General features: G+C 71.5%; 22 protein-coding genes. 3 read left to right on the forward strand and 19 right to left on the reverse strand.

Annotated features, from left to right (window positions below):
• Positions 1–2: 2 nt before the first annotated feature.
• Complete coding sequence (gene rpsD, locus BGP73_RS10900) at positions 3–614, reverse strand: 30S ribosomal protein S4 (protein WP_069814098.1); 612 nt, start codon at positions 612–614, stop codon at positions 3–5.
• Between the two features lie 157 nt (positions 615–771).
• On the opposite strand from rpsD, the gene BGP73_RS10905 reads away from it, so the two are divergent.
• Positions 772–1,593: a DUF2470 domain-containing protein gene (locus BGP73_RS10905; protein WP_107474017.1), complete on the forward strand. Its 822-nt coding sequence runs from the start codon at positions 772–774 to the stop codon at positions 1,591–1,593.
• Between the two features lie 39 nt (positions 1,594–1,632).
• On the opposite strand, the gene BGP73_RS10910 is transcribed toward BGP73_RS10905, so the two are convergent.
• The 4 genes from BGP73_RS10910 to BGP73_RS10925 form a co-directional block, all read right to left on the reverse strand.
• A complete protein-coding gene (locus tag BGP73_RS10910) occupies positions 1,633–3,051 on the reverse strand; it encodes a replication-associated recombination protein A (RefSeq protein WP_069814099.1) in 1,419 nt (472 codons plus the stop codon).
• Positions 3,052–3,146: 95 nt separating this feature from the next.
• On the reverse strand, positions 3,147–3,797 hold the full coding sequence (locus BGP73_RS10915) for a vitamin K epoxide reductase family protein (RefSeq protein WP_069814100.1): 651 nt from the start codon (positions 3,795–3,797) through the stop codon (positions 3,147–3,149).
• 308 nt (positions 3,798–4,105) lie between these two features.
• Positions 4,106–5,365, reverse strand: a complete 1,260-nt coding sequence (gene hisS / locus BGP73_RS10920; protein WP_069814101.1) for a histidine--tRNA ligase — start codon at positions 5,363–5,365, stop codon at positions 4,106–4,108.
• 13 nt (positions 5,366–5,378) lie between these two features.
• Entirely contained in the window at positions 5,379–6,092 is a 714-nt protein-coding gene (locus BGP73_RS10925) for an MBL fold metallo-hydrolase (RefSeq protein ID WP_069814102.1), read from the reverse strand.
• 140 nt (positions 6,093–6,232) lie between these two features.
• On the opposite strand from BGP73_RS10925, the gene BGP73_RS10930 reads away from it, so the two are divergent.
• Both BGP73_RS10930 and BGP73_RS10935 read left to right on the forward strand, forming a co-directional pair.
• Entirely contained in the window at positions 6,233–7,063 is an 831-nt protein-coding gene (locus tag BGP73_RS10930; RefSeq protein ID WP_069814103.1) for a peptidylprolyl isomerase, read from the forward strand.
• Positions 7,064–7,329: 266 nt separating this feature from the next.
• Positions 7,330–8,559 (forward strand): DUF349 domain-containing protein, encoded by a 1,230-nt coding sequence (locus tag BGP73_RS10935; RefSeq protein WP_069814104.1) that lies wholly within the window; start codon positions 7,330–7,332, stop codon positions 8,557–8,559.
• Between the two features lie 155 nt (positions 8,560–8,714).
• On the opposite strand, the gene BGP73_RS10940 is transcribed toward BGP73_RS10935, so the two are convergent.
• The 14 genes from BGP73_RS10940 to pgsA form a co-directional block, all read right to left on the reverse strand.
• Positions 8,715–11,252, reverse strand: a complete 2,538-nt coding sequence (locus tag BGP73_RS10940; protein WP_069814105.1) for a RelA/SpoT family protein — start codon at positions 11,250–11,252, stop codon at positions 8,715–8,717.
• Positions 11,253–11,520: 268 nt separating this feature from the next.
• Complete coding sequence (locus tag BGP73_RS10945; protein ID WP_069814106.1) at positions 11,521–12,081, reverse strand: adenine phosphoribosyltransferase; 561 nt, start codon at positions 12,079–12,081, stop codon at positions 11,521–11,523.
• On the reverse strand, positions 12,078–13,178 hold the full coding sequence (gene secF / locus BGP73_RS10950) for a protein translocase subunit SecF (protein WP_069814107.1): 1,101 nt from the start codon (positions 13,176–13,178) through the stop codon (positions 12,078–12,080). Before secF ends, BGP73_RS10945 begins: the two co-directional genes overlap by 4 nt.
• Before the next feature lies 1 nt (position 13,179).
• Entirely contained in the window at positions 13,180–15,009 is a 1,830-nt protein-coding gene (gene secD / locus BGP73_RS10955; RefSeq protein ID WP_069814108.1) for a protein translocase subunit SecD, read from the reverse strand.
• 183 nt (positions 15,010–15,192) lie between these two features.
• Positions 15,193–15,684 carry a preprotein translocase subunit YajC gene (gene yajC / locus BGP73_RS10960; protein WP_069814109.1) on the reverse strand — a complete coding sequence of 164 codons (492 nt, stop codon included), beginning with the start codon at positions 15,682–15,684 and terminating at the stop codon, positions 15,193–15,195.
• 161 nt (positions 15,685–15,845) lie between these two features.
• The gene (ruvB, locus tag BGP73_RS10965) at positions 15,846–16,946 is read right to left on the reverse strand and encodes a Holliday junction branch migration DNA helicase RuvB (RefSeq protein ID WP_069814110.1); all 1,101 of its coding nucleotides are present in this window, start codon (positions 16,944–16,946) and stop codon (positions 15,846–15,848) included.
• A 100-nt stretch (positions 16,947–17,046) separates the two neighbouring features.
• On the reverse strand, positions 17,047–17,673 hold the full coding sequence (ruvA, locus tag BGP73_RS10970; protein WP_069814111.1) for a Holliday junction branch migration protein RuvA: 627 nt from the start codon (positions 17,671–17,673) through the stop codon (positions 17,047–17,049).
• Positions 17,670–18,284, reverse strand: coding sequence for a crossover junction endodeoxyribonuclease RuvC (gene ruvC / locus BGP73_RS10975; RefSeq protein WP_079127424.1), 615 nt, complete (start codon positions 18,282–18,284; stop codon positions 17,670–17,672). The genes ruvA and ruvC overlap by 4 nt, the downstream gene beginning before the upstream one ends.
• Before the next feature lie 198 nt (positions 18,285–18,482).
• Positions 18,483–19,235: a YebC/PmpR family DNA-binding transcriptional regulator gene (locus BGP73_RS10980; RefSeq protein WP_069814112.1), complete on the reverse strand. Its 753-nt coding sequence runs from the start codon at positions 19,233–19,235 to the stop codon at positions 18,483–18,485.
• Positions 19,236–19,495: 260 nt separating this feature from the next.
• Positions 19,496–20,410: a pyridoxal 5'-phosphate synthase lyase subunit PdxS gene (pdxS, locus tag BGP73_RS10985; RefSeq protein WP_069814113.1), complete on the reverse strand. Its 915-nt coding sequence runs from the start codon at positions 20,408–20,410 to the stop codon at positions 19,496–19,498.
• Positions 20,411–20,612: 202 nt separating this feature from the next.
• Positions 20,613–21,158, reverse strand: a complete 546-nt coding sequence (locus tag BGP73_RS10990; RefSeq protein ID WP_069814319.1) for a hypothetical protein — start codon at positions 21,156–21,158, stop codon at positions 20,613–20,615.
• A gap of 108 nt (positions 21,159–21,266) precedes the next feature.
• Entirely contained in the window at positions 21,267–22,454 is a 1,188-nt protein-coding gene (locus BGP73_RS10995) for a glycosyltransferase family 4 protein (RefSeq protein ID WP_069814114.1), read from the reverse strand.
• The gene (locus BGP73_RS11000; protein WP_069814115.1) at positions 22,451–23,404 is read right to left on the reverse strand and encodes a phosphatidylinositol mannoside acyltransferase; all 954 of its coding nucleotides are present in this window, start codon (positions 23,402–23,404) and stop codon (positions 22,451–22,453) included. The genes BGP73_RS10995 and BGP73_RS11000 overlap by 4 nt, the downstream gene beginning before the upstream one ends.
• On the reverse strand, positions 23,401–24,129 hold the full coding sequence (pgsA, locus tag BGP73_RS11005; RefSeq protein WP_069814116.1) for a phosphatidylinositol phosphate synthase: 729 nt from the start codon (positions 24,127–24,129) through the stop codon (positions 23,401–23,403). The genes BGP73_RS11000 and pgsA overlap by 4 nt, the downstream gene beginning before the upstream one ends.
• Positions 24,130–24,243 lie beyond the last annotated feature (114 nt).

The raw sequence follows: 24,243 nt of genomic DNA on the forward strand, positions 1-24,243 counted from the left end.
GTTCAGCGGGCGTAGAACTCGACGACCAACTGCTCGTCGCAGATCACCGGGACCTCCTTGCGCAGCGGGTCCCGGTCCAACCGGAACGCCAGCGCCTTGAGGTTGACCTCGAGGTAGCGCGGCGTCTCGCCGTCGGTGTCGTAACCGCCCTCGCGCGCCACCTGGAAGGGGTACTTCTCCCGGCTCCGCTCGCGGACCCGCACGACGTCGTCGGGGCGTACCCGGAAGGAGGGCTTGTCGACCTTGCGGCCGTTGACCTCGATGTGGCCGTGGCTGACCATCTGCCGCGCCTGGTAGATGGTGCGGGCCAGACCGGAGCGGAGCACCAGCGCGTCCAGCCTCCGCTCCAACTCGACGATCAGCGCGTCGCCGGTCTTCGTCTCGGACTTCCGGGCCCGCTCGTAGGCGCGGGCCAGCTGCCGCTCGCTGAGGTCGTACTGGGCGCGGAGCCGCTGCTTCTCCAGCAGCCGCACCTTGTAGTCGCTGTTCTGCTTGCGTCCACGGCCGTGCTCGCCGGGCGGGTACGGCCGGGACTCGAAGTACTTCACGGCCTTCGGAGTCAGCGGAATGCCGAGGGCACGCGACTTCTTGATCTTCGGACGTGGCTGGTTCACGGGGAACGATCCTCCATGTAAGTTAGGTGAGCCTTACCTTAGCGGAGGAGAACGCATGTATCGACCTGGGAGTCCTCGTTCCCGCGCTGTCCGCCCCCGCGCGGGTCACGGGTCCGGGAAGAGCGAGGACGGCGCGGAGCCCGCTCGGTCACACCCCGTGGACGACAACCAGCGGCCGACGGCCGCTGAACGGGTACGCACCCTCGCGGTGTCGAACGCTTCGGCCACGCTGGGAATTCCCGGCTTCGGGGCCGACGAACTCGGTAGCGGCACCCCCGCCGCGCGCACCGTCTCCCCCGACGGCGACGTGCTGCTGCTGATGCCCGCGGGCTGCCCTGCGGCCCGCGCCGCGCCGCACGCACAGGACGACGACCTGGCCGCCGTGGTGGAGATCACGGACGTGGCTCCGGTCGCGGTGCCGCACCGCATCCGCGGACGCGGCTGGATCGCCGGCTGGCTCACCGCGGTACCGGAGGAGGAGCGTGCGCTATGCGCCGAACTCCTCGCCGAGCAGCACCCGATGAGCGTGGCCGGGATCTTGGGTTCCGACGCCCCGCCCCCGCCGGGACCGAACTGGTACCCGCCGGCGGCCTGGGCGCTGCTCCGCCTGGAGGTGGCGGAGGCCGGGGTCGACGACCTCTGGGGCGAAGCGGTGGTGGACGCCGACGACTTCGCCGCGGCCACCGCCGACCCGCTCACCCGCCACGAGGCCGATCTGCTCCAGCATCTGGCCGCGGCCCACGGGGAGCAGCTGCGTTCGCTGTGCGGTCTGGTCACCCAGTACGGCGGGGAGTTCTGCGCGGCCCGGGCCCGGGTAGTGCCGGTGGCGCTGGACCGGTTCGGGCTGCGGGTCCGCTTCACCGAGTCGGACACCCGCTGCTTCGACGCCCGCTTCGACTTCCCCGAGCCGGTGCGCGACGTGATCGAACTGCGGGACGCGATGCACCTGCTGTTCCAGGCGGCGACGGAGACCGGCTGAGGGCCGGTTCCGGGCGGACGCCACCGGGCACGGGCCGGTTCAGCTCCCTTCCCGCCGGTCCTCCGACCGCGGCCGGGCGGGCCGGTCCGGCCCGGTGCCCCCCTCCGCTTCGGCGTGGCCCAGCCGGCCCCGTACCCGCTCCACCACATCGGCGTAGCGGGCTTCCGCCCCGTACCGCGTGGGGTGGTAGTACCGCTTGCCGTGCACGGCGTCGGGGGCGTACTGCTGGGCGGCGATGCCCCCGGGCAGATCGTGGGGGTACACGTAGCCCTGGGCGTGGCCCAGCTTGGCAGCCCCCCGGTAGTGCCCGTCCCGCAGGTGCGGCGGGACGGGCCCCGCCAGCCCGGCGCGTACGTCCGCCAGGGCGGCGTCGACCGCGAGGTAGGCGGCGTTGGACTTCGGGGCGAGCGCCAGCGCCACCGTGGCCTGGGCCAGGGTGATCCTGGCCTCCGGGAAACCGATCAGGGCGACCGCCTGGGCGGCGGCCACCGCCGTCTGCAGGGCGGTGGGGTCGGCCATGCCGATGTCCTCGCTGGCGGAGATCATCAACCGCCTGGCGATGAACCTCGGGTCCTCCCCCGCCTCGATCATCCGGGCCAGATAGTGCAGCGCGGCGTCGACATCCGAGCCCCGGATGGACTTGATCAGCGCACTCGCCACGTCGTAGTGCTGGTCACCGTCCCGGTCGTACTTCACCGCGGCCCGGTCGACCGCCTCCTCGAGGATCCGCAGAGTGATCTCGCCGCCGCCCTGGTCGAGTGCGGCGGCGGCGCCGGCCTCCAGGGCGGTCAGCGCGCGCCGGGCGTCACCGCCCGCGATCCGCAGCAGGTGCGCCTCGGAGTCCGCGGGCAGCGAGACCACGCCGCCTAGCCCCCGCTCCTCCTCCACCGCCCGGCGCAGCACGGTCCGCACGTCGTCGTCGGTGAGCGGTTCCAGCGTCAGCAGCAGGGAGCGGGAGAGCAGCGGGGAGATGACGGAGAAGTGCGGGTTCTCCGTGGTGGCCGCGATCAGCGTCACCCAGCGGTTCTCGACGGCGGGCAGCAGGGAGTCCTGTTGGGCCTTGCTGAAGCGGTGGATCTCGTCCAGGAAGAGGACCGTCTCCCGGCCGTAGCCGCCGGAGGCGCGGCGGGCCCCCTCGATGACCGAGCGCACCTCCTTGACTCCGGCGGTGATCGCGGAGAGCTCGACGAACCGGGCGTTGGTCGCCTGGCTCACCACGTGTGCCAGCGTCGTCTTCCCGGTGCCCGGCGGGCCCCACAGCAGAACCGAGGAGGCGCCTGCCGGCCCGCCCGCGCCCTGGCCGACCAGCCGGCGCAGTGGGGACCCGGGCCGCAGCAGGTGCTGCTGCCCGGTGACTTCGTCCAGGGTGCGGGGGCGCATCCGCACGGCGAGCGGACTGCTGGTCGGCTCCCGCTGCTGGCGGTCGTCGGCGGCTGCGGTGAACAGGTCGGGCTCCACACCTCGACCCTAACCTCGGCACACGGTGGCGGGTGGACCGGCGAGCGCCCTTGCGCTGCGGACCAGAGGAGGGTGGGCAGCGACGTCGACCGGCCTCAGCCGGTCCAGAAGTTCCACCAACGGGTCAGCACCATCATGCCGATGATCCCGATCCACAGGACCGGAGGCGCCCAGTGGAACTCCAGCAGTCCGCGCCGCAGCCCCTCCGGGGCCGGCAGCAACCGGTGCCGGACGTTGTGCACGGTGACATAGCAGAACATCACGATCGTGGCGACCCAGGCCAGGCAGCACCACAGGCAGAGCGAGCCGATGACGTACAGCGACTGGTACTGGAGCCAGCTGCAGAACCCGACCCCGAACAGGCAGCCGGTGTTCAGTCCGAGCCAGAACCACCGCTGGTAGCGGGCTCCCGCCAGCAGCCCCATGGCGATGGCGATGACCATGCCGTAGGCCACCAGCCCCAGCATGGGGTTGGAGAAGCCGAAGACCGACGCCTGGTCGCTCTCCATGACGTTGCCGCAGGAGACGATCGGGTTCAGGCTGCAGCCCGGGGTGAACGTCTTCCCCGCGGCCTTGGCCTCGAGGATCTTCTCCTTGTCGAGCGTGATGACCCACGCCGCCAGCAGACCCGCGGCCCCGGTGATCACCAGGAGCAGTGCGAGGCCGCGTCCGGCCCCGATGGTGGGGCGGCGGCCCGCCGCGCCGTCTCCGTCCGTGGCCGCCTCGTCAACCGCTGTCATGGTCATATCGCCGTTTCCGTCTCGCTCCCGCAACTACCGCCCGGTCGGGCAGGCACATTGTGCCCCAGCGGTGAGCAGGGCCACAGGAGTTCCCGCAACCCCGCGAGTGCCGCCGGGCCCCGTGCGGTACGCCCGCCGAGGAGCGGCGCGCGGTGCGGTCATCTCGGGACGGCCGGAAGCCCGGTGCCGCGCCTACCGGGGTTCCCGCCGCGCGGAGCGGAGACGTCCCCTCCGGCCGTGGCCGGAGGACGCCCGCCATGACGCCGACAACCTGGTCGGAGGCGGCCCCGACGTCACGGCTCTGCAGGCTCGCCTCAGCCCAGTCGCCGGCGTACCGTCTCGACCACCGCGTCCAGCTCCACCTCGGTCTGACCACCGCTTTCGAGGTCCTTGAGCTGCACCGTGCGCTGCTCGAGGTCGCGCTCCCCCGCGATGACGGCGAACCGTGCTCCGGACCGGTTCGCGGACTTCATCGCGTTCTTCATGCCCTTGCCGCCGTAGGCGAAGTCGGCCGCGATCCCGGCCCGCCGCAACTCGGTGACCACGCCGAACAGCGTCCGGCGCGCCTCCTCCCCCAGCGGCACCGCGAACACCTCGGCCCGCGCCGGGGCCTCAGGCGCGATCCCTTCGGCGCGCAGCGCGAGGACCGTGCGGTCCACCCCGAGCGCCCAGCCCACCGAGGGCAGCGGAGGACCGCCGATCATCTCGGAGAGGCCGTCGTAGCGCCCGCCGCCGCCCACCGCCGACTGCGAGCCCAGTCCGTCGTGCACGAACTCGAAGGTGGTGCGGGTGTAGTAGTCGAGTCCGCGCACCAGCCTGGGGTCGTCCTCGAACTCGGCGCCCGCCGCGGTGAGCAGGTCGCGTACCTGCTCGTGGTAGCTCTTGCACGCCTCGCAGAGGTGGTCGCGCATCATGGGGGCGTCGGCGAGCTGCCGCTGCACCGCCTCCCGCTTGTCGTCCAGCACCCGCAGCGGGTTGATCTCGATCCGCCGGCGGGTGTCCTCGTCGAGGTCGAGGCCGCGGAGGAACTCCTGGAGCGCGGACCGGTACTTGGGACGGCACTCCTGGTCACCGAGCGAGTTCAGCAGCAGCCGCACCTCGCGGAGCCCCAGGGCACGGTAGGCGTCCACGGCGAGCAGGACGAGTTCGGCGTCCAGCGCCGGGTCCTCGGTGCCCATCGCCTCGGCGCCGACCTGGGAGAAGTGCCGGTACCGGCCGGCCTGCGGCCGCTCGTAGCGGTAGTAGGAGCCGGAGTACCAGAGCTTCACCGGGAGCGCGCCGCGGTGGAGGTTGCGCTGGAGCGCGGCGCGGAGAACAGAGGCCGTGCCCTCGGGGCGGAGAGCCAGTTCGGTCCCGCCCTTGGTGGTGAGGGTGTACATCTCCTTGGTGACGATGTCGGTCGACTCGCCGACGCCGCGGGAGAACAACTCCACGTGCTCGAAGCCGGGGGTCTCGATGTAGCCGTAGCCGGCCCGGCGCAGCGGTGCGGAGATCGCCTCGCGCACCGCCAGGAAGGTCTCGGACTCCGGCGGGGTCAGGTCGTAGGTGCCCTTGGGGGCGGAGAAAGTGGTCACGGAGCGGATCTCTTCACATTCCTCGTCGTGGAGCGGCGCTGCCGGCCGCTCCCGGGCCGTCGGCCACCTCCCGCAGGAAGGGGTTGGTGGCGCGTTCCCGGCCGATGCTGGTCTGGGGGCCGTGGCCAGCCAGCACCACGGTCGAGTCCTCGAGCGGCAGGCAGACGCGGGCCAGCGACTCCAGGAGCTCGGCGTGGTCGCCGCCGGGCAGGTCGGTGCGTCCTACGGAGCCGGCGAACAGCAGGTCGCCGGAGAAGAAGACGGACGGGATGTCCGCCCCTTCCGGCAGCCTGAACGTCACCGACCCCTTGGTATGGCCCGGGGCGTGCGCGACGGTGAACCGCAGACCGGCCAGCTCCAGTTCGGCGCCGTCGGACAGTTCCCTGAGATCGTCCGGCTCACCGACCGCGAGTCGCCCCAGCAACTGCTGCCCGACGGCCTTGCCGAAGGCCTTCTCCGGATCGTTCAGCATGTAGCGGTCCTCGGGGTGGATCCAGGCGGGCACGCCGTGTGCACCGCAGACCGGGACGACCGAGGCGACATGGTCGAGGTGGCCGTGGGTGAGGATGACGGCGGCGGGCTTGAGCCGATGCTTGGCGAGCGCCTCCTCGACCCCCGGAGCGGCTTCGTGGCCCGGGTCGATGATGACGCACTCCTCACCCGCGGCGGGGGCGACCAGGTAGCAGTTGGTCCCCCAGGCCCCGGCCGGGAACCCGGCAATGAGCACGATCGTCCTTAGTGTCGTCCGGCATGTGTCTCTGAGCAGCTCAAAGCCTACCGGCGAGGCCCGTATCACAGCGAACCCGTATACGGTACGCGTCAAGCTCACGGGGACGGACGGGCAGCAACGAGACGAGGAGGGCACCGGTGCCCACGAAGGAACAGCGACGGCGTCAGCTCGCGAGGCAGAAGCACCTACGGCAGCAGGCCCGCCGCATCCAGCAACGACGGAAGGCCCGGCGGCGCAACGCCGTGGTGGCCGGAGCCCTCGCCGTGCTGCTGGCCGCCGGCGCGGCCGCGTACGCCGCGACGGCGCTCGGCGGCGGGGACGACAAGGCGGAGGCCGCGCCCAGTCCCAGCGCGCCGAGCAAGGCGCCGGACCCGTGTGACAAACCGGGGAAGGGCAAGCCCGCGGAGAAGACCTGGAAGAAGGAACCCGCACTCAGTGTGGACGAGTCCGCCAGCTACGTGATGAAGCTCCGGACCACCTGCGGGGACATCTCCGTCACGATGGACGCGGCCAGGACCCCGCACACCGTCAACTCCTTCCGGTTCCTCGCCGACGAGGGCTACTTCGACCACACGAAGTGCCACCGGCTGACCGACCAGGGCATCTACGTGCTGCAGTGCGGCGATCCCCTGGGCACCGGTCAGGGCGGGCCCGGCTACACGATCCCGGACGAGAACCTGAAGGACCCGCGGCTCAAGGGCGAGGTCTACCCCGCGGGCACCGTGGCCATGGCCAACAAGTACGACGCCCAGACCGGCAAGGGGCGGGACTCCGGCGGCAGCCAGTTCTTCCTGGTCTACGAGGACAGTCCGCTGCCGCCGGACTACACGCCCTTCGGCACCGTCACCGGAGGGCAGGACGTCCTCAAGAAGATCGCGGACGCCGGCGCGGCCCCCATGGACGCGATGCAGAACACCGCGCCCAACGCGACGGTCGTGATCGAGAAGGCGACCGTCGACAAGGCGTGAGCGTTCGGCGATGGTGGAATCCGGGGCGGCCGACTGCGGACGGCCGCCCCGAGTACCTCCGCGGCCGCGACGGGCGAGGTGGTTCGCTCGGAGGGCGCCGCGAGGTCGGCGTTGGATAGGGTTCCAGCGCTGAGGCCGCCCCGCGGGGGCGACGAGTGGGATAGGCAAACCGTCGGACCGGTCCGGGTGACGGCCCGGAGCGGAACAATCTGTGGACGATGTCAGCGGGCGGCCCGCCCGGATCGGCATCATGTGGAGGAGGCGCTGTGAGCAGCGACCCGTGGGGCCGCGTCGACGAGACCGGGACCGTGTACGTGCGTACGGCCGACGGCGAGAAGGCCGTCGGCTCGTGGCAGGCGGGCTCACCCGACGAGGCCCTTGCCTATTTCAAACGCAAGTACGACGGCCTGGTCGTCGAGATCGACCTGCTCGAACGGCGAGTGCGGACCACCGACCTCGCGGCGAAGGACGCGACGGCGGCGATCGAGCACCTGCGTGAACAGGTCGAGCAGCACCGGGCGGTGGGCGACCTCGACGCACTGCGGAAACGGCTCGGCACGCTGGAGGGCGAGGTCGCGGCGCGGCGCGAGGAGCGCAAGGCGGCCAAGGCCAAACAGTCCGAGGAGGCCCGCCGGTCGAAGGAGCGGCTGGTCGCCGAGGCCGAGGAGTTGTCCACCAGCGAGCAGTGGCGGGCGGCCGGTGAGCGGCTGCGGGGCCTGGTGGACGTCTGGAAGGACCTGCCGCGGCTGGACCGCAAGACGGACGACGAGCTGTGGCAGCGCTTCTCGCACGCTCGATCGGTCTTCTCCAAGCGCCGCAAGGCGCACTTCGCCGCGCTCGACGCCCAGCGGGAGGAGGCCCGGCAGGCCAAGGAGAAGTTGGTGTCCGAGGCGGAGGCGCTCTCCGGCTCCACCGACTGGGGGGCGACGGCGGCCCGTTACCGCGAGTTGATGGCCTCCTGGAAGGCCGCCGGCCGCGCGCAGCGCGAGGCCGAGGAGGACCTGTGGACCCGTTTCCGCGGGGCGCAGGACGTCTTCTTCCAGGCGCGCGCCGCGGTGTTCGCGGAGCGGGACGCCGAGCAGCGGGAGAACCTGACCCGCAAGGAGGAGTTGGCCGCCGAGGCGGAGAAGCTGCTGCCGGTGTCCGACCTGCGGGCGGCCCGCGCCGCGTTCCGCTCCATCAACGAGCGGTGGGAGGCGGTCGGCCATGTGCCGCGGGAGGCCCGGCCGAAGATCGAAGGGCGGATGCACGCGGTCGAGCGCGCTCTCCAGGAGGCGGAGGAGAGCGAGTGGCGCCGCACCAACCCCGAGGTGCGGGCGCGGGCTGCGGGGTTGACCGGGCAGTTGCAGGACGCGGTGGACCGGTTGGAGGCGCAGGTGGCCGCCGCCCGGGAGGCGGGGAGCACCGCCAAGGCCGACCGGTTGGCCAAGGAGTTGGAGGGGCGCAGGGCCCTGCTGGACCAGGCGCTGAAGGGCCTTGAGGAGTTCGGCGGCTGACCCGCCGGAGGCGAGCCCCCGTGATGGATCGGGGGGGGTGAGCCACCACGACGGCTCCGGTGCCCGGCACCGGAGCCGTCCTGCCGCTCGGACGTCCTGGCACTTCGTGGATCCCCGTTCGGGAACGGGGATCCACGAGGTGCGGCGCAGGTGGCTCAGGGCCGGCGGGCCGAGGTGACCCGGTAGACGTCGTAGACGCCCTCCACGCCCCGGACCGCCTTCAGTACGTGGCCCAGGTGCTTCGGGTCGCCCATCTCGAAGGTGAACCGCGAGGTCGCCACCCGGTCCCGGGAGGTCTGCACCGCCGCGGACAGGATGTTGACGTGCTGGTCGGAGAGGACCCGGGTGACGTCTGACAGGAGTCGCGACCGGTCCAGCGCCTCCACCTGGATGGCGACGAGGAAGACCGAGGACTGCGTCGGAGCCCACTCGACCTCGAGGATCCGCTCGGGCTGTTTGGTCAGCGAGTCGACGTTGACGCAGTCGGCGCGGTGCACCGAGACACCGCTGCCGCGGGTGACGAAGCCGATGATCGGGTCGCCCGGCACCGGTGTGCAGCAGCGGGCCAGCTTCACCCAGACGTCGTCCACACCCTTGACCATCACGCCGGGGTCGGCGCTGGAGCGGCGCTTGCTCCGGCCGTGCATGGGCGGCGCCGTCTCGGCCATGTCCTCGTTGGCGGCTTCCTCGCCGCCGACCGCCTGCACCAGTTTCTGGACGATGTTCTGCGCCGTGACGTGCCCCTCGCCGATCGCCGCGTAGAGCGAGGAGATGTCGGAGTAGCGCAGTTCGTGGGCGAGCGTGACCAGTGAGTCACCGGTCAGGATCCGCTGGATCGGCAGGTTCTGCTTGCGCATCGCGCGGGCGATGGCGTCCTTGCCGTGTTCGATGGCCTCGTCGCGGCGCTCCTTGGAGAACCAGGCCCGGATCTTGTTGCGGGCCCGGGGCGACTTGACGAAGCCCAACCAGTCGCGGGACGGTCCGGCGCCGGCCGCCTTGGAGGTGAAGACCTCCACGAGGTCGCCGTTGTCGAGAGTCGACTCCAGCGGCACCAGCCGCCCGTTGACCCGGGCTCCGATGGTCCGGTGTCCGACCTCGGTGTGCACGGCGTAGGCGAAGTCGACGGGGGTGGCGCCGGCGGGCAGCGCTATGACATCGCCCTTGGGGGTGAAGACGAAGACCTCGTGGCGGGAGAGGTCGAACCGGAGTGACTCCAGGAACTCTCCCGGGTCTTCGGTCTCCTTCTGCCAGTCCAGCAGTTGCCGGAGCCAGGCCATGTCGTTGACCGTCTCCTGCCCCTCGCCCCGGCCGTTCTTCGGAACGTCGGTGCGCACCTTGGAGGCGCCGGCGACGGCCTCCTGCTTGTACTTCCAGTGCGCGGCGATGCCGTACTCGGCGCGGCGGTGCATGTCGAAGGTGCGGATCTGCAGTTCGACGGGTTTTCCGCTGGGCCCGATGACCGTCGTGTGGAGCGACTGGTACATGTTGAACTTGGGCATGGCGATGTAGTCCTTGAACCGCCCCGGCACCGGGTTCCACCGGGCGTGGATGGTCCCCAGCGCCGCGTAGCAGTCGCGGACCGTGTCGACCAGGACCCGGATCCCGACCAGGTCGTAGATCTCGGCGAAGTCCCGGCCCCGGACGATCATCTTCTGGTAGACCGAGTAGTAGTGCTTCGGCCGCCCGGTCACCGTCGCCTTGATCCGTGCGGCGCGAAGATCGCTCTGCACCTGGTCGGTGACGACGGCCAGGTACTCGTCCCGCTTCGGGGCCCTCTCCGCCACCAGCCGTACGATCTCGTCGTACATCTTGGGGTAGAGGATGGCGAAGGCGAGGTCCTCCAACTCCCACTTGATCGTGTTCATGCCCAGCCGGTGCGCCAGCGGGGCGTAGATCTCAAGGGTCTCGCGGGCCTTCTTCTCCTGCTTCTCCCGCTTCAGGTAGCGCATGGTGCGCATGTTGTGCAGCCGGTCGGCCAACTTGATGACCAGCACCCTGGGGTCCCTGGCCATGGCGACGACCATCTTGCGGACCGTCTCGGCCTGCGCCGCCTCGCCGAACTTCACCTTGTCGAGCTTGGTGACGCCGTCTACCAGGAGCGCGACCTGCTCCCCGAAGTCCCGCCGGAGGGTGTCGAGGCCGTACTCGGTGTCCTCGACGGTGTCGTGCAGCAGCCCCGCCATCAGCGTCGCCGGGTCCATACCGAGTTCGGCGAGGATGGTCGTCACGGCGAGCGGGTGGGTGATGTAGGGGTCGCCGCTCTTCCGCCGCTGACCGCGGTGCCAGCGCTCGGCCACATGGTAGGCCTGTTCGATCTGGCGCAGGGTGGCCGACTCGATCTTCGGGTCGTTGGCCCGCACGGTGCGCAGCAGGGGCTCGAGTACGGGGTTGTAGGGGCTGGAGCGCTGCACGCCGAGCCGGGCGAGGCGGGCCCGGACGCGGCTGGAGGAGCCCGAGCGGGAACTCTGGCCTCCGCCACCGGGGTGGGGGCGGGCGGTGGCCCCGCCGTCGGCCGGGCGCTGCTCGCGCCCGGGCTGCCCATGCGCCGGCGGCGTCGGCTTGGGCGCCGTGAGCGGTGTCTCGTGCTGGGTGGCCCCGGCCTGCCGGGTGGCGGGCGCGTCGGAGGCCGCCGCCGGCTCCGCGGACGACTTGTCCACCGGTGCGGCGCCGAGTGGCTTGGCCTGGTCTGGCAAGAGGCTACTCCTCAGTGCGCCCCGCCTTCGCGACGGCGGGCGGGGAGGCTGGGCCGGGGCCCTCGATCACGTCCGGATTCCATGGTATCGACCCGCAGCCCGGTCAAGCCCGCCGCCCGTGGCGGCGACGGCCGCACCTCGGCGTTCGGCCACGTTCCGGAGCCGGCCGAACACCCACCGGAACGCGGCGGGCGGACACCCGGTCATCGATGCCGTACCGGGTGTCCGCCGCGAAGCCTCGGCGCCCGGCGGGTGGGCGCCGGTTCCATCAGATCGTGATCAGGGTCTCCAACGGCGCCCCGCCGAGCGCCGGCTCGACGCGCCCCCGGCCCCCGAGGAAGCCGAGCTCCATCAGCACCGCCAGTCCGGCCACCTCGGCGCCGGCCCGCCGGACCAGTCGCAGGGAGGCCTCCGCGGTACCGCCGGTGGCGAGTATGTCGTCGATGACCATGACCCGATCACCGGCCGCGAGGTCCTCCGCGTGCACCTCGATCTCGGCGGTGCCGTACTCCAGCTCGTAGGCCTGGGAGAGCGTGGCACCGGGCAGTTTGCCGGCCTTGCGCACCGGGATGAAGCCCACCCCCGCCCGCACCGCCACCGGAGCCGCCAGGATGAACCCACGCGCCTCCAGACCGGCGACCTTGGTCGCGCCGTGGCGCCGGCACAGCGCCGTGAGCGCCTCGGTCAGGAGCTCGAAGGCGGCCGGGTCGGCGAGCAGCGGGGTGATGTCCTTGAACACCACCCCGGGCTTGGGGTAGTCCGGCACGTCGCGGATCCGGTCGAGCAGCAGGGCCGGCAGTTCCGAGGTGGCGGTGGACGGGGCGCTCATCGGGACCTGCCGGGGTGACGGCCGCGCCCGGCGCCGGCGGCCGAGCGGGGGCTCTGGCCGACTACCTCGGCCGTCTCCGGGCCACCGGGGCCGGCGGGGACCGGTCCGCTGTCTCGGGCCGCGACGGCCCGTTTCGCGAGAACCCGCTTCTTGAGGGCCTTCATCTGTGGGTCATGCTCCTTCAGGTCGGCCACCAGCGGGGTGGCGATGAAGATCGAGGAGTAGGCACCGGCCGCGAGGCCTACGAACAACGACAGGGAGATGTCGTTGAGCATGCCAGCGCCCAGTACCCCACCGCCGATGAACAGCAGACCCGCCACCGGCAGCAACGCCACGATCGTAGTGTTGATGGAGCGGACCAGGGTCCCGTTGATGCTGTGGTTGGCCACCTCGCTGTAGGTCAGCCGGCTCTGCTTGAGGATGCCCTGGCTGCTCTCCTTGAGGCTGTCGAAGACCACGACGGTGTCGTAGAGCGAGTAGCCCAGGATCGTCAGCAGGCCGATCACGGTGCCGACGCTGACCTCGAAGCCGACCAGCGCGTAGACGCCGACCGTGATGGTGATGTCGTGGATCAGGGCGACCAGCGCCGCCACCGCCATCCGCCACTCGAAGGCGATGGCGAGGTAGAGCACCACCAGTCCCATGAAGATGCCCAGTCCGCTCCACGCCTTGTTGGCGATCTGCTCTCCCCAACTGGGTCCGACCAGGTCGGCGTTGATCTCCTTGGCCGGGATGTCCAGCGCCTCGGAGAGGTCGGCCTTGATCGCGTCCGACTTCTGCGTGTCCACTTCGCTGATCTGGATGCGCAGCCCGCTGTCCGCGCCCCCTCCGCCGAGCTTCTGCACCAGCGCCGGGTGGCCGGAGGCACGCTCGGCGGCCTCCTTGGCGTGTTCGGTGGAGACGGTGGTCCGAGGGGTGGTGAAGACCGCTCCTCCCGAGAACTCGATGCCCATGTTCAGCCCTCGGGTGCCGAGGCCGACCAGGGCCGCAACGGTGATCAGCACCGAGATCCCGTACCAGATCATCCGCTTGCCGATGAAGTCGTAGCCGATCTCCCCACGGTGGAGTCGGGCTCCCAGATGGCCCAGTCGTGACATCTCAGGCCTCCTTCGGGGCGCTGCTGACGGTGGTGGGGCGGCGACGGCCGCGGATCGGGGCCCGGGCCCCCAGGCGTCTGGGGTCCAGTCCCGACCAGGGGTGGCCGGAGGCGAAGAACTTCCGGCGGGCCAGCATCGTCATCACCGGTTTGGTGAAGAAGAAGACCACGACGACGTCGAGGACGGTGGTCAGTCCGAGGGTGAAGGCGAAGCCCTGCACCTTGCCGACGGTGGCGACGAAGAGCACCGCGGCGGCGAGGAAGGAGACGAAGTCGGCGACGAGGATGGTGCGCCGCGCGCGCGGCCAGGCCCGCTGTACCGCCGGTTGGAGCGTGCGGCCCTCCCGGATCTGGTCCTGGATCCGCTCGAAGTACACGATGAACGAGTCGGCCGTGATGCCGATCGCGACGATGGCACCGCAGACGGCGGGGAGGTTCAGCGCGAAGCCGATCCCGGGGCCGAGCAGCGTCATGATCGTGTAGGTGAGGACGGCCGAGGCCAGCAGGGAGAGCACGGCGATGGCGGCCAGCCCCCGGTAGTAGGCCACCAGGTAGAGCACCACGAGGATGAGTCCGATGGCACCGGCGATCAGGCCGGCCCGCAGCTGTTCGCCGCCGAGAGCGGCTGAGACGCTGGTGACGCTCGACTCGTCGAAGGTGAGCGGCAGGGCTCCGTAGGACAGCACGTTCGCCAGGTCCTCGGCGCTCTGCTGGGTGAAGTTCCCGGAGATCTCGGCGCTGCCGGTGAGCCGTTCGTGGACCGACGGGGCGGAGACGACCTGTCCGTCGAGTTCGATCGCGAACTGGTTCTGGGGCTGCGGCTTGTCCGCGAGTCGGCTGGTGATCTCGCCGAACTTCTTCGACCCGCTGTCGTTGAAGTCCATCTGGACGATCCAGCCCTGGCCGCGTTGGTTGTCGAAGGCGGCCTTGGCGCTGTCGACTCCGGTGCCTTCGACGGCTGCCGGGCCCAGCGCGTATTTGATCTTTCCGTCCTGGCCGCAGGCGACGGTCTGGTCACCCGGCCTGACGCCTACGCCGGCTGTGGCCCGTGCTTCGGGGTCCGAGCAGTCCAGCGCGTCGAGCTTCTTCTGCAGTGCGGATGGGATGTCACCTTCCGACTCCTGAGGGGGTGGTGACGGAGGTTGGGACTCGTGTTTCTGCGGTGGGTCGGACTCCGAGGAGGTGGCTCCGGTCTTCTCGGAGTCGCCTTCCGCGGAGCGGCTCTCCCCGCTGACGCCCTGGGAGGGGGCCGCGGTGGACTCGCCGGTCTCCTCGCTGTCGGAGCCTTCGGAGACGGCCTTGTCGGTCGCGCCACCGGGGCCCTTGCTCGGTTTCCCGCCCTTGCCGTCCTGGGCGGTGCCGTCTGCCTTCGACTCGCCCTTCTCCGCGGAAGGGTTCTTCGACGGAGCTGCGGTCGGTTTGCCGTCGGCCATCGCCAGGACCGGACGGAAGTGCAGTTGCGCCGTGGTGCCGACCTGTTGGCGGGCCTGCTTCTCGTCGGTCCCCCGGGGGATGTTGACGATGATGTTCCGGTCGCCCTGGGTCTGGACCTCGGCCTCGGACACCCCCAGACCGTTGACCCGCCGCTCGATGATGTTGACGGCGGTGTCCATGTTCTGCTTGTTGATGGCGTTCTTCGCGCCCGGCTGGTTCTTCGCCGTCAGGGTGATGCTCGTACCCCCGGCGAGGTCGATCCCCAGCCTCGGAGTGTTGGTCCCGGAGGCGAACATGCCTCCGGCGAGCGCCACCATGGCGACGAGAAACAAGATGAGAACACGCCCTGGCCTGCCCTGGGGCCCCGCGGACCCCCGGCGCTTCTTCGGTGCTGGCACCTTTTCGATTCTCCCTGTCCAACCGCTCCGCGCCGGTCGGCCGCGAGCGGCCACGAGGTGTCGCGGGGATGCTCCCCGCCGGTGTGTTAACTGCCCCAGGACCGACGCGCGCCCTCGGCCGCGCCGCCCCCGGTGACCGGGGGACGGCACTTCCGACGGGCGCGGATTGGTCCGAGGGAGGTCTTACTTCGCGTTGGCGTCGCCTTCGCTCTTGCTGCTCTTGTCCGGCTCGGCCTCGTCCGCCTCGCCCTTGGCACCGCCCTCGGCCTCGTCGTCCTTGGCCTCCGTGTCGGCGTCCGCGGTCTCCGACTTGCCCAGGTCCACCCGGGGCTCCTCGTCCGCGGTCAGCGCGGAGGCGTCGTCCGGCACCTCGATCTCCGCGGCGTCCGGGTCGATGCCGTGGATGATGCGGTTGTACTCGGCGTCGTCGAGGACGGCGGCGATGGCGTTCTTCGCGTAGACGGCGTGCACGGCCGGAGCGACCTCGAGGAGGACGGTGTCTTCGCTGACCTCCTTGACGGTGGCGTACATCCCCCCGATCGTCCGGACGCCGCTACCCGGCTGCATCTGGTCGCGCATCTGCGCAGCCTGACGCTGCTTGTTCTTGGCCGAGCGGGTCATCACGAACATGAACCCGAAGAGTAGGAGGAGGGGGAGGAGCATCGAGGTATTCACGAGCCGGCAATTCCTTCGCAACAGCCGCTCACGCGGCCTGGTCTACGGGGGGTGGGCACGCCGCCTGACAGGAGCGGCACCGGCGGAGTCTAGGGGAGTCCGCACCAGGGGAACAACGTCCAGCATGGCAGGGAAGTTCCCATTCAGGCGACTCCGCTCCGTTACGATTCGAACAGCTCCGGCTGTCCCGCTCCCCCGCCACCACCGCTCCGCTCCGGCGGTTCCAGGCCCAGATGGGCCCAGGCCGCCGGGGTCGCGACCCGCCCTCGTGGCGTTCTGGCCAGCAGTCCTTCCCGCACCAGGAAGGGCTCGGCGACCTCCTCCACGGTCTCCCGCTCCTCACTCACAGCCACCGCGAGCGTGGAGAGGCCGACCGGTCCTCCGCCGAAGAGCCTGAGCAGCGCTTCCAGCACCGCGCGGTCCAGTCGGTCCAGCCCCCTGCCGTCCACCTCGTACACCTGCAGGGCGCTGGCGGCGATCTCCCGGGTGATCCGGCCGTCCGCTCTGACCTGTGCGTAGTCCCTGACCCGGCGCAGCAGCCGGTTGGCGATCCGCGGGGTGCCCCGGGAGCGGCCGGCGATCTCCGCCGCGCCCTCCGGCTCGACCTCGACGTTCAGCAGCCGGGCGGACCGGTGTACCACCTGCTCCAGCTCCGCCGGCTCGTAGAACTCCATGTGGCCGGTGAAGCCGAAGCGGTCGCGGAGCGGTGGTGGCAGCAGCCCGGCCCGGGTGGTGGCTCCGACGAGGGTGAAGGGCGGCAGTTCCAGCGGGATGGCGGTGGCGCCGGGCCCCTTGCCCACGATGACGTCGACCCGGAAGTCCTCCATCGCCATGTAGAGCATCTCCTCCGCCGGACGGGACATCCGGTGGATCTCGTCCAGGAAGAGCACCTCTCCCTCGGTGAGTGAGGAGAGGATCGCGGCGAGGTCTCCGGCGTGCTGGATGGCCGGTCCGGAGGTGATCCGGATGGGCGCCCCCATCTCGGCGGCGATGATCATGGAGAGCGTGGTCTTGCCGAGCCCCGGGGCACCGGAGAGCAGCACATGGTCCGCGGTGGCGCCCCGTGCCCGGGCGGCGCGCAGTACCAGGTCGAGCTGCTCCCGGACGCGCGTCTGGCCGACGAACTCCTCCAGGTCCCTCGGCCGGAGCGCCGACTCGACCGCCTGGTCATCACCGTCCGCCTCAGCGCCGAGGAGGCGTTCCAGCGGCATGCCGCCAGGCTCTCCACCGCCGGTCCCGGCCATGGTCTCGTCCCCCTTCATGAGCTGCACCTCGCAGTGTCGTCAGTGTGGTCTCCGACCATCGGGCGGGGAAGTCCGGCACCGGGCGCGGCGCGGTGTCTCCCCGCCCGCAGCCGCCCGGTCAGCGGGTCCGGTTCAGGGTGCGCAGCGCGGTCCGCAGGAGTTCGGGGAGGCCGGGAGCCCGGCCCTCGGCAAGATCCGACTCGGCCTGGGGGGCGACCGCCGCCACCGCCTCCTCGGCCTCCCTGGCCGCGTAGCCCAGCCCGACCAGAGCCGTGTTCAGTTGCTCGCGCCAGGCCCCGGTGGCCGCACCGCCCGCGCTCGGCACCGCGGCCGGGGTGTCGACCGGCTCGCCGAGGCGGTCCTTGAGTTCGAGCAGCAGCCGCTGGGCGCCCTTCTTGCCGATGCCCGGAACGGCCGTGAGGGTCTTCTCGTCCCCCGTCGCCACCGCCCGCCGCAGGGTGTCCGGGCTGTGGGCGGTGAGCATCGCCTGCGCCAGCCGGGGGCCCACTCCGCTGGCGGTCTGCAGCAGTTCGAAAACCCTGCGCTCGTCGTCGTCTGCGAAGCCGTACAGGGTCAGCGAGTCCTCCCGGACGACGAGCGACGTGGCGAGCCTCGCGGGCTCCCCGACCCGCATCCCGGCGAGCGTGCGCGGTGTGCACTGGACCGCCATGCCCACGCCGCCGACCTCGACGACGGCGGTGTCCTGAGCGAGCGCGGCGACGGGGCCGCTGACGAACGCGATCACTTGGGTCCCTCTGGGAGCGTGCTGTCTGGTCGGCGGGCCGCTGTCGCGGCACCGCGGGGGTGGCGGTGGGTCGCCCAGGCGCCCGCACCACGCGGTGCCGCCTGGGCACGCACCCGCGCCTGCTGGATCCGGTTCTGGACCGGGGAGCGCCAGATGTGGCAGATGGCGAGCGCGAGCGCGTCTGCGGCGTCGGCCGGCCTGGGCGGCGCGTCCAGCCTGAGCAGCCGGGTGACCATCGTGCCGACCTGCTCCTTGCCGGCCCGGCCGCTGCCGGTGACGGCGGCCTTGACCTCGCTGGGCGTGTGCAGGGCGACCGGCAGGCCGCGGCGGGCCGCACAGAGCATCGCGACGGCGCTGGCCTGTGCGGTGCCCATCACGGTGCTGACGTTGTGCTGGCTGAAGACCCGCTCCACAGCGACGTACTCGGGCTGTTGCTCGTCGAGCCACTGCTCCATGCCTCGTTCGATGAGGACGAGCCGGTCGCCGATCGGAGCATCGGAGGGGGTTCGGAGGACGCCGACACCGGCCATGCGCAACCGTCGGCCGGCACCGCCCTCGACCACGCCAATCCCGCAGCGGGTCAGTCCCGGGTCAACGCCGAGTACGCGCACCGCGGTGGCCCTCCCTCTGTCCGCCGGCCATCCGTCTCCGCCTTTCCGCGCAGTCAGGGCCGATCCGCCCGGCCGGGCGCGATCCGATCATGGTCGTGCCGAAGACTACCGGGAGGCGCTGACAACGCCGACGGGCCGGCAGGTTCGCCCGCCGGCCCGTCCGTCAACACCGCGGCCGCGCAGCGGGCGGCCGGGGCCTCACGCCTCGACCTTCGCCATGATCTCGTCCGGCACGTCGAAGTTGGCGAAGACGTTCTGCACGTCGTCGCTGTCCTCGAGCGCGTCGATCAGCTTGAAGATCTTGCGTGCGCCCTCCTCGTCGAGCTCGACCTGCATGGTCGGCAGGAAGCTGGCGTCGGCCGAGTCGTAGTCGATCCCCGCGTCCACCAGCGCGCTGCGCACGCCGACCATGTCACCGGCCTCGCTGATGACCTCGAACGCCTCCCCGAGGTCGTTGACCTCCTCGGCCCCGGCGTCGAGGACGGCGCCCAGCACGTCGTCCTCGGTGAGCCCGGCCTTCGGCACGATCACGACGCCCTTGCGGTTGAAGAGGTAGGAGACGGAGCCCGGGTCGGCCATGGACCCTCCGTTGCGGGTCATGGCGACCCGCACGTCCGAGGCGGCGCGGTTGCGGTTGTCGGTGAGGCACTCGATGAGCACCGCGACGCCGTTGGGGCCGTAGCCCTCGTACATGATCGTCTGGTAGTCGGCGCCGCCGGCTTCCAGCCCGGCGCCGCGCTTGACGGCGCTCTCGATGTTCTTGTTCGGGACGGAGCTCTTCTTCGCCTTCTGGATGGCGTCGTAGAGCGTGGGGTTGCCCTCCGGGTCCCCTCCCCCGGTCCTGGCCGCGACCTCGATGTGCTTGATCAGCTTGGCGAAGAGCTTGCCACGCTTGGCATCGATCACGGCCTTCTTGTGCTTGGTGGTTGCCCACTTAGAGTGGCCGGCCACAGCCTTGCTCCTTCAACGACCCGACGATGGTGAACTGCAAGGATCCTACCGGGATCCGCTGCACCGCCCGTTCGCCGTGCCGCCGGGCCCGGGCGGGAGGCCGAAGGGCCGGGTGCACGCACCGCGCGGGGCGCGCCCCGCCGGGCAGCCGGAGAGGCAACCCTCCCGCTGCCCGGCGCCCCGGTGCGGACCCGCGCGCGACCACCGCGCCGCGGGCCCGGCCCGGGGCTCACAACGCGCTGTCGGCCACCGTCAGTCGGTCACCAGCCGCGCCCGGCGAAACGCTCGGCCTCGGGCAGGGTGTCGCAGTTGATGCCGACCATCGCCTCCCCGAGGTTGCGGGACACCTTCGCGATGACGGCGGCGTCCTCGTAGTGCGTGGTGGCCTCGACGATGGCCGCCGCACGCTTGGCGGGATCGCCCGACTTGAAGATGCCGGAGCCCACGAAGACGCCCTCGGCGCCGAGCTGGCGCATCAGCGCCGCGTCGGCCGGGGTGGCGACGCCGCCCGCGGAGAAGAGGGCCACCGGCAGCTTCCCGATCTCCGCGACCTCCCTGACCAGTTCGTACGGAGCCCTGAGTTCCTTCGCCGCGGCGAACAGCTCGTGCTGGTCGAGCGAGCGGAGTCGGCCGATCTCGTTCTTGATCTGGCGCATGTGGCGCACCGCCTCGACGACGTTGCCGGTGCCGGCCTCGCCCTTGGAGCGGATCATGGCCGCGCCCTCCGCGATGCGGCGGAGCGCCTCGCCGAGGTTGGTGGCGCCGCAGACGAAGGGCGTCTCGAACGTCCACTTGTCGCTGTGGTTGACCTCGTCGGCGGGGGTGAGCACCTCCGACTCGTCGATGAAGTCGACTCCGAGCGCCTGCAACACCTGGGCCTCGACGAAGTGGCCGATGCGGGACTTGGCCATCACCGGGATGGAGACCGCCTCGATGATCCCGTCGATCATGTCCGGGTCGGACATCCGCGCCACACCGCCGTCCTTGCGGATGTCCGCCGGGACGCGCTCCAGGGCCATGACGGCCACCGCGCCCGCCGCCTCGGCGATCTTCGCTTCCTCGGGCGTGACGACATCCATGATCACGCCTCCCTTGAGCGGGTCGGCCAGACCGCGCCTGACGCGCGCGGTGCCGGTCTCGGGGGCCTGGGGCGTGTTGGAGGGTGTGCTGGACACGGTGTTGACCTCACTCCGGATCAGGACTCGGTGACGGTTGCGAAGCGCGTGAGCACCGCCCCGTCCAGCGCCGGCGGACCGCCTCTCCTGGGGCATGTCCGACCAGTCGGGCTGGCGGGGGAAGCATCACGGTTACGCAGGTTTGACGAAACCGCCTCCGCCCCTCCCACGACAAGGGCCAATCAGAAACCGGTGGCCCGCTTCAGTCGGCGACCCGCACGTCCGCCAGGGCGGTGGGCGGCTCGTCGTCCATCTCGAAGGCGAGCGGGAAGGGCGCGTGTCCGGCGAGGCGGAACCAGCGGACCGCCCGGTGGCGGCGGAGCGCCCGGGCCGCGCGCACCGAGTCGTTGTGGAACCGCCGGGCCATCGGCACCCGGCGGACGGCGGCGGCCAGTTCTCCCGCGGCCTCCTCGCCACCGGGCGCCGCGCGCACCGCCGCCACCTGCCGGGTGTCCGCGAACACCACGCGCAGCGCCTGGCTCAGGTCGCTCTCGGCCACTTCGCGCTGTTCCTCCTCCGCCGACCGGGCGGCGTGCGCGGCCTGGTAGAGCACGATGGAGGCGGCGGGGTCCAGGACCTTCGCGGTGGCCAGTTCCTGGGCGACCGAGGCGCGGCGCAGCAGTTGGGCGTCGAGCGCGGCGCGAGCGGCGTCCATCCGGGAGTGCAGCCGGTCCAGACGTCCGGCCGTCCAACTCAGGTAGACGCCGATGAGGGCGAGGACGACCACGATCCAAATCAAGGTGCTCACGCGGTGCCACAGTACCGGCACCGGCTCCCCGCCCCGGGGCGGTGGGCCGGCGCCGGGCGGCGCCTCCTACGCCAGGCGGCCCGGCAAACGGAACCCGAGGGGTCCCCGTCAGTCCCGCCCCAGGCCGAACCGGGGCCGCCGGCCGACGGGTTCGTCGGGTGCCACGGAGGCGGCCCCGTCGGCGACGGTCTCGTAGACCGCGAGGATGTCGGCGCCCACGGTGGACCAGTCGAAGCGCCTGACATGGCGGCTGCCCCGCTCCCGCAGCTCCCTCAGGCGGGCCGGGTCGCCGAGGAGCCGCAGGGCGGCCGTGGCGAGGGCGTCGGCGTCACCGCTCGTGAACAGTTCCCCGGCCCTCCCCCCGTCCAGGACCCCGGCGAAGGCGTCGAGGTCGCTGGCGAGCACCGGGGCCCCGGCGGACATCGCCTCGGCCAGGATGATGCCGAAGCTCTCGCCGCCGGTGTTGGGGGCGACGTACAGGTCGATGCTCCGCAGCAGCCGGGCCTTGTCCTCGTCGGTGACCATGCCCAGGAACTCGATGTGCCCACGCATCCGGGGCGGCAGCCCCTCCACGGCCTCCCGCTCGTCGCCGCGTCCGGCGACCAGCAGTCTGGCGTCGGGGAACCGCTCGAGGATCGCCGGCATCGCCTTCATCAGGACTGGCAGGCCCTTCCGCGGCTCGTCGATCCGGCCGATGAACCCGATCGTCGGTCCGCCGTCGGCCGTTCCCCCGGCCCTGCCCTGCCACCGCGCGGCGGGCTCGCTCCGCTCGAAGAAGCCGACGTCGACCCCGTTGGGGATCACCACGGCGTCACCGCCGAGGTGTTCGACGAGGGTCCGCCGGGCGTACTCGCTCACCGCGATCCGGGCGTTGATCTTCTCCAGCGCCGGCTGCAGGATCGGGTAGGCGGCGACCATCGCCCGGGAGCGGGGGTTGGACGTGTGGAAGGTGGCCACGATCGGCCCCTGCGCGATCCAGCAGGCCAGCAGCCCCAGTGAGGGGGAGGTCGGCTCGTGGATGTGGAGGACGTCGAAGTCGCCGTCGTGTATCCAGCGGCGTACCCGGGCAGCCGAGAGGAACCCGAAGTTCAGCCGGGCGACGGATCCGTTGTAGGGGACCGGCACGGCCCGCCCCGCGGAGACCACGTACGGCGGCAGCGGCGTCTCGTCGTCCGCCGGGGCCAGCACGGACACCTGGTGTCCCAGTGCGCCGAGGTGTTCGGCGAGATCCCTGATGTGGAACTGCACTCCCCCGGGCACGTCCCAGGCGTACGGGCAGACGATGCCGACTCTCACGATCGTTCCCCCTCCCCGGCCCCGGGGTCCGCCGCGACTCCGGTATCCGGCGCCCGCCGCGTGCCGGGGCGCAGGTCGGAGAGCCACAGGCGCTGCAGCATGTGCCAGTCCTGCGGGTGATCGGCGATGCCGGCGGCGTAGACGTCGGCCAGCTCCTGCGTCATCCGGGCGGTGCGCGAGTGGCGGTCGCCGCTCTCCGGGACCTCCAGGGGCGGGTGCACCCTGGCCTTCATCACCGGCGAGTCGTCGTACCAGAGGGTGACCGGCAGCAGGAGGGCGCCGGTCTGCTGGGCGAGCAGCGCGGGGCCGGCCGGCATCCGCGCCGTCTCCCCGAAGAACTCGACCTCGATCCCGGAGGCGGACAGGTCCCGGTCGGCCACCAGGCAGACCATCCCTCCCTTGCGCAGCCGGCGGGCGAGCGTGCCGAAGGCGCTGCCGCCGGTGTGCGGGAGCACCTCCATCCCGAGTCCCTCGCGGTAGGCGACGAACCGGTCGTAGAGCGTCTCGGGTTTGAGCCGCTCGGCGACGGTGGTGAAGGAGATGCCCAGCCGGGTCGTGATCCAGGCACCCGCGAGGTCCCAGTTGCCCAGGTGGGGCAGGGCTATGACCACTCCCCGGCCGCTCGCCATCCCGTCCTCGACGTAGTGGACCCCCTCCACCTCCACACCGTCGCGGATCCGCTCCGCGCTCCAGACCGGCAACCGGAAGGATTCCATCCAGTAGCGCAGGTAGGAGCGCATCCCGGCCTTGGAGAGTTCAGCGAGGCGCTGCGGGGAGGCGTCCGGCACCACCCGGGCCAGGTTGGCCTCCAACTGCCGTACCCCCCGCCCCCGCCGCTTCCACACGGCGTCGGCTACGGTGCGGCCGAGCCGCACGGCGACGGGCTCCGGGAGGTGCTTCACCGCCGACCAGCCGAGTCCGTACAGCGAGTCGGTGAGGCGCTCCCTCATGCCGCACCGTTGTCCCGGGCGGACGGCTGCTCGGCTCGGCCGCCGGCGGGCGGTTCCACGGCGGGCCGTTCCGCGGCGGGACCGGAACCGGCGGCCGAGTCGGCCTCCGCCGCCTCCCGGCGGACGGTCACCACCCGCTGCACGAGGGTGATCAGACTGCCGGCGGCGACCGCCCACAGTGCGACCGGCAGCAGCACCTCGATGTAGGGCACCCCGAAGGCGTGCATTCCGGCGAAGCCCGCCGCGACGAGGGTGATCACGAGCCGTTCGGCCCGCTCCACCAGGCCGTTCACCCGCACCGGCAGTCCGATGCTCTCACCGCGGGCCTTGGTGTAGGAGACCACCTGCCCACTGGCCAGGCAGAAGATGCTCACCGCGCAGAGGACCAGGTCGTCACCGCCCCCGGCGTACCAGAGCGTGAGCCCGCCGAAGACCGCGGCGTCCGCCACCCGGTCCAGGGTGGAGTCGAGGAACGCTCCCCACCGGCTGGACCGGCCCGACTGCCTGGCCATGGTGCCGTCGACCAGGTCGGAGAAGACGAACAGCGTGATCACCACGGTGCCCCAGAACAGCTGCCCGCGGGGATAGAAGGCCAGCGCACCCGCCACCACGCCACCGGTTCCGATGAGTGTGACGGTGTCGGGGCTGACGCCGCGGCGGAGCAGCAGCGCGGCGAGGGGTGTGAGGACACGCGTGAAGAACGCACGCGCGTACTTGTTCAGCATGGCCTTCCCAGAGGGTCGGGGAGCCGGTGGCCCCGGTGGCCATCGGAGGGCCTATCGTAGTCACCCTTTTCGCCCCCTGACCGGCCGCCCGCTGTCGGAGCCGGGTGGCACGGC

It is taken from the genome of Streptomyces sp. TP-A0874, from assembly GCF_001748085.1.
Classification (GTDB): Bacteria; Actinomycetota; Actinomycetes; order Streptomycetales; family Streptomycetaceae; genus Streptomyces.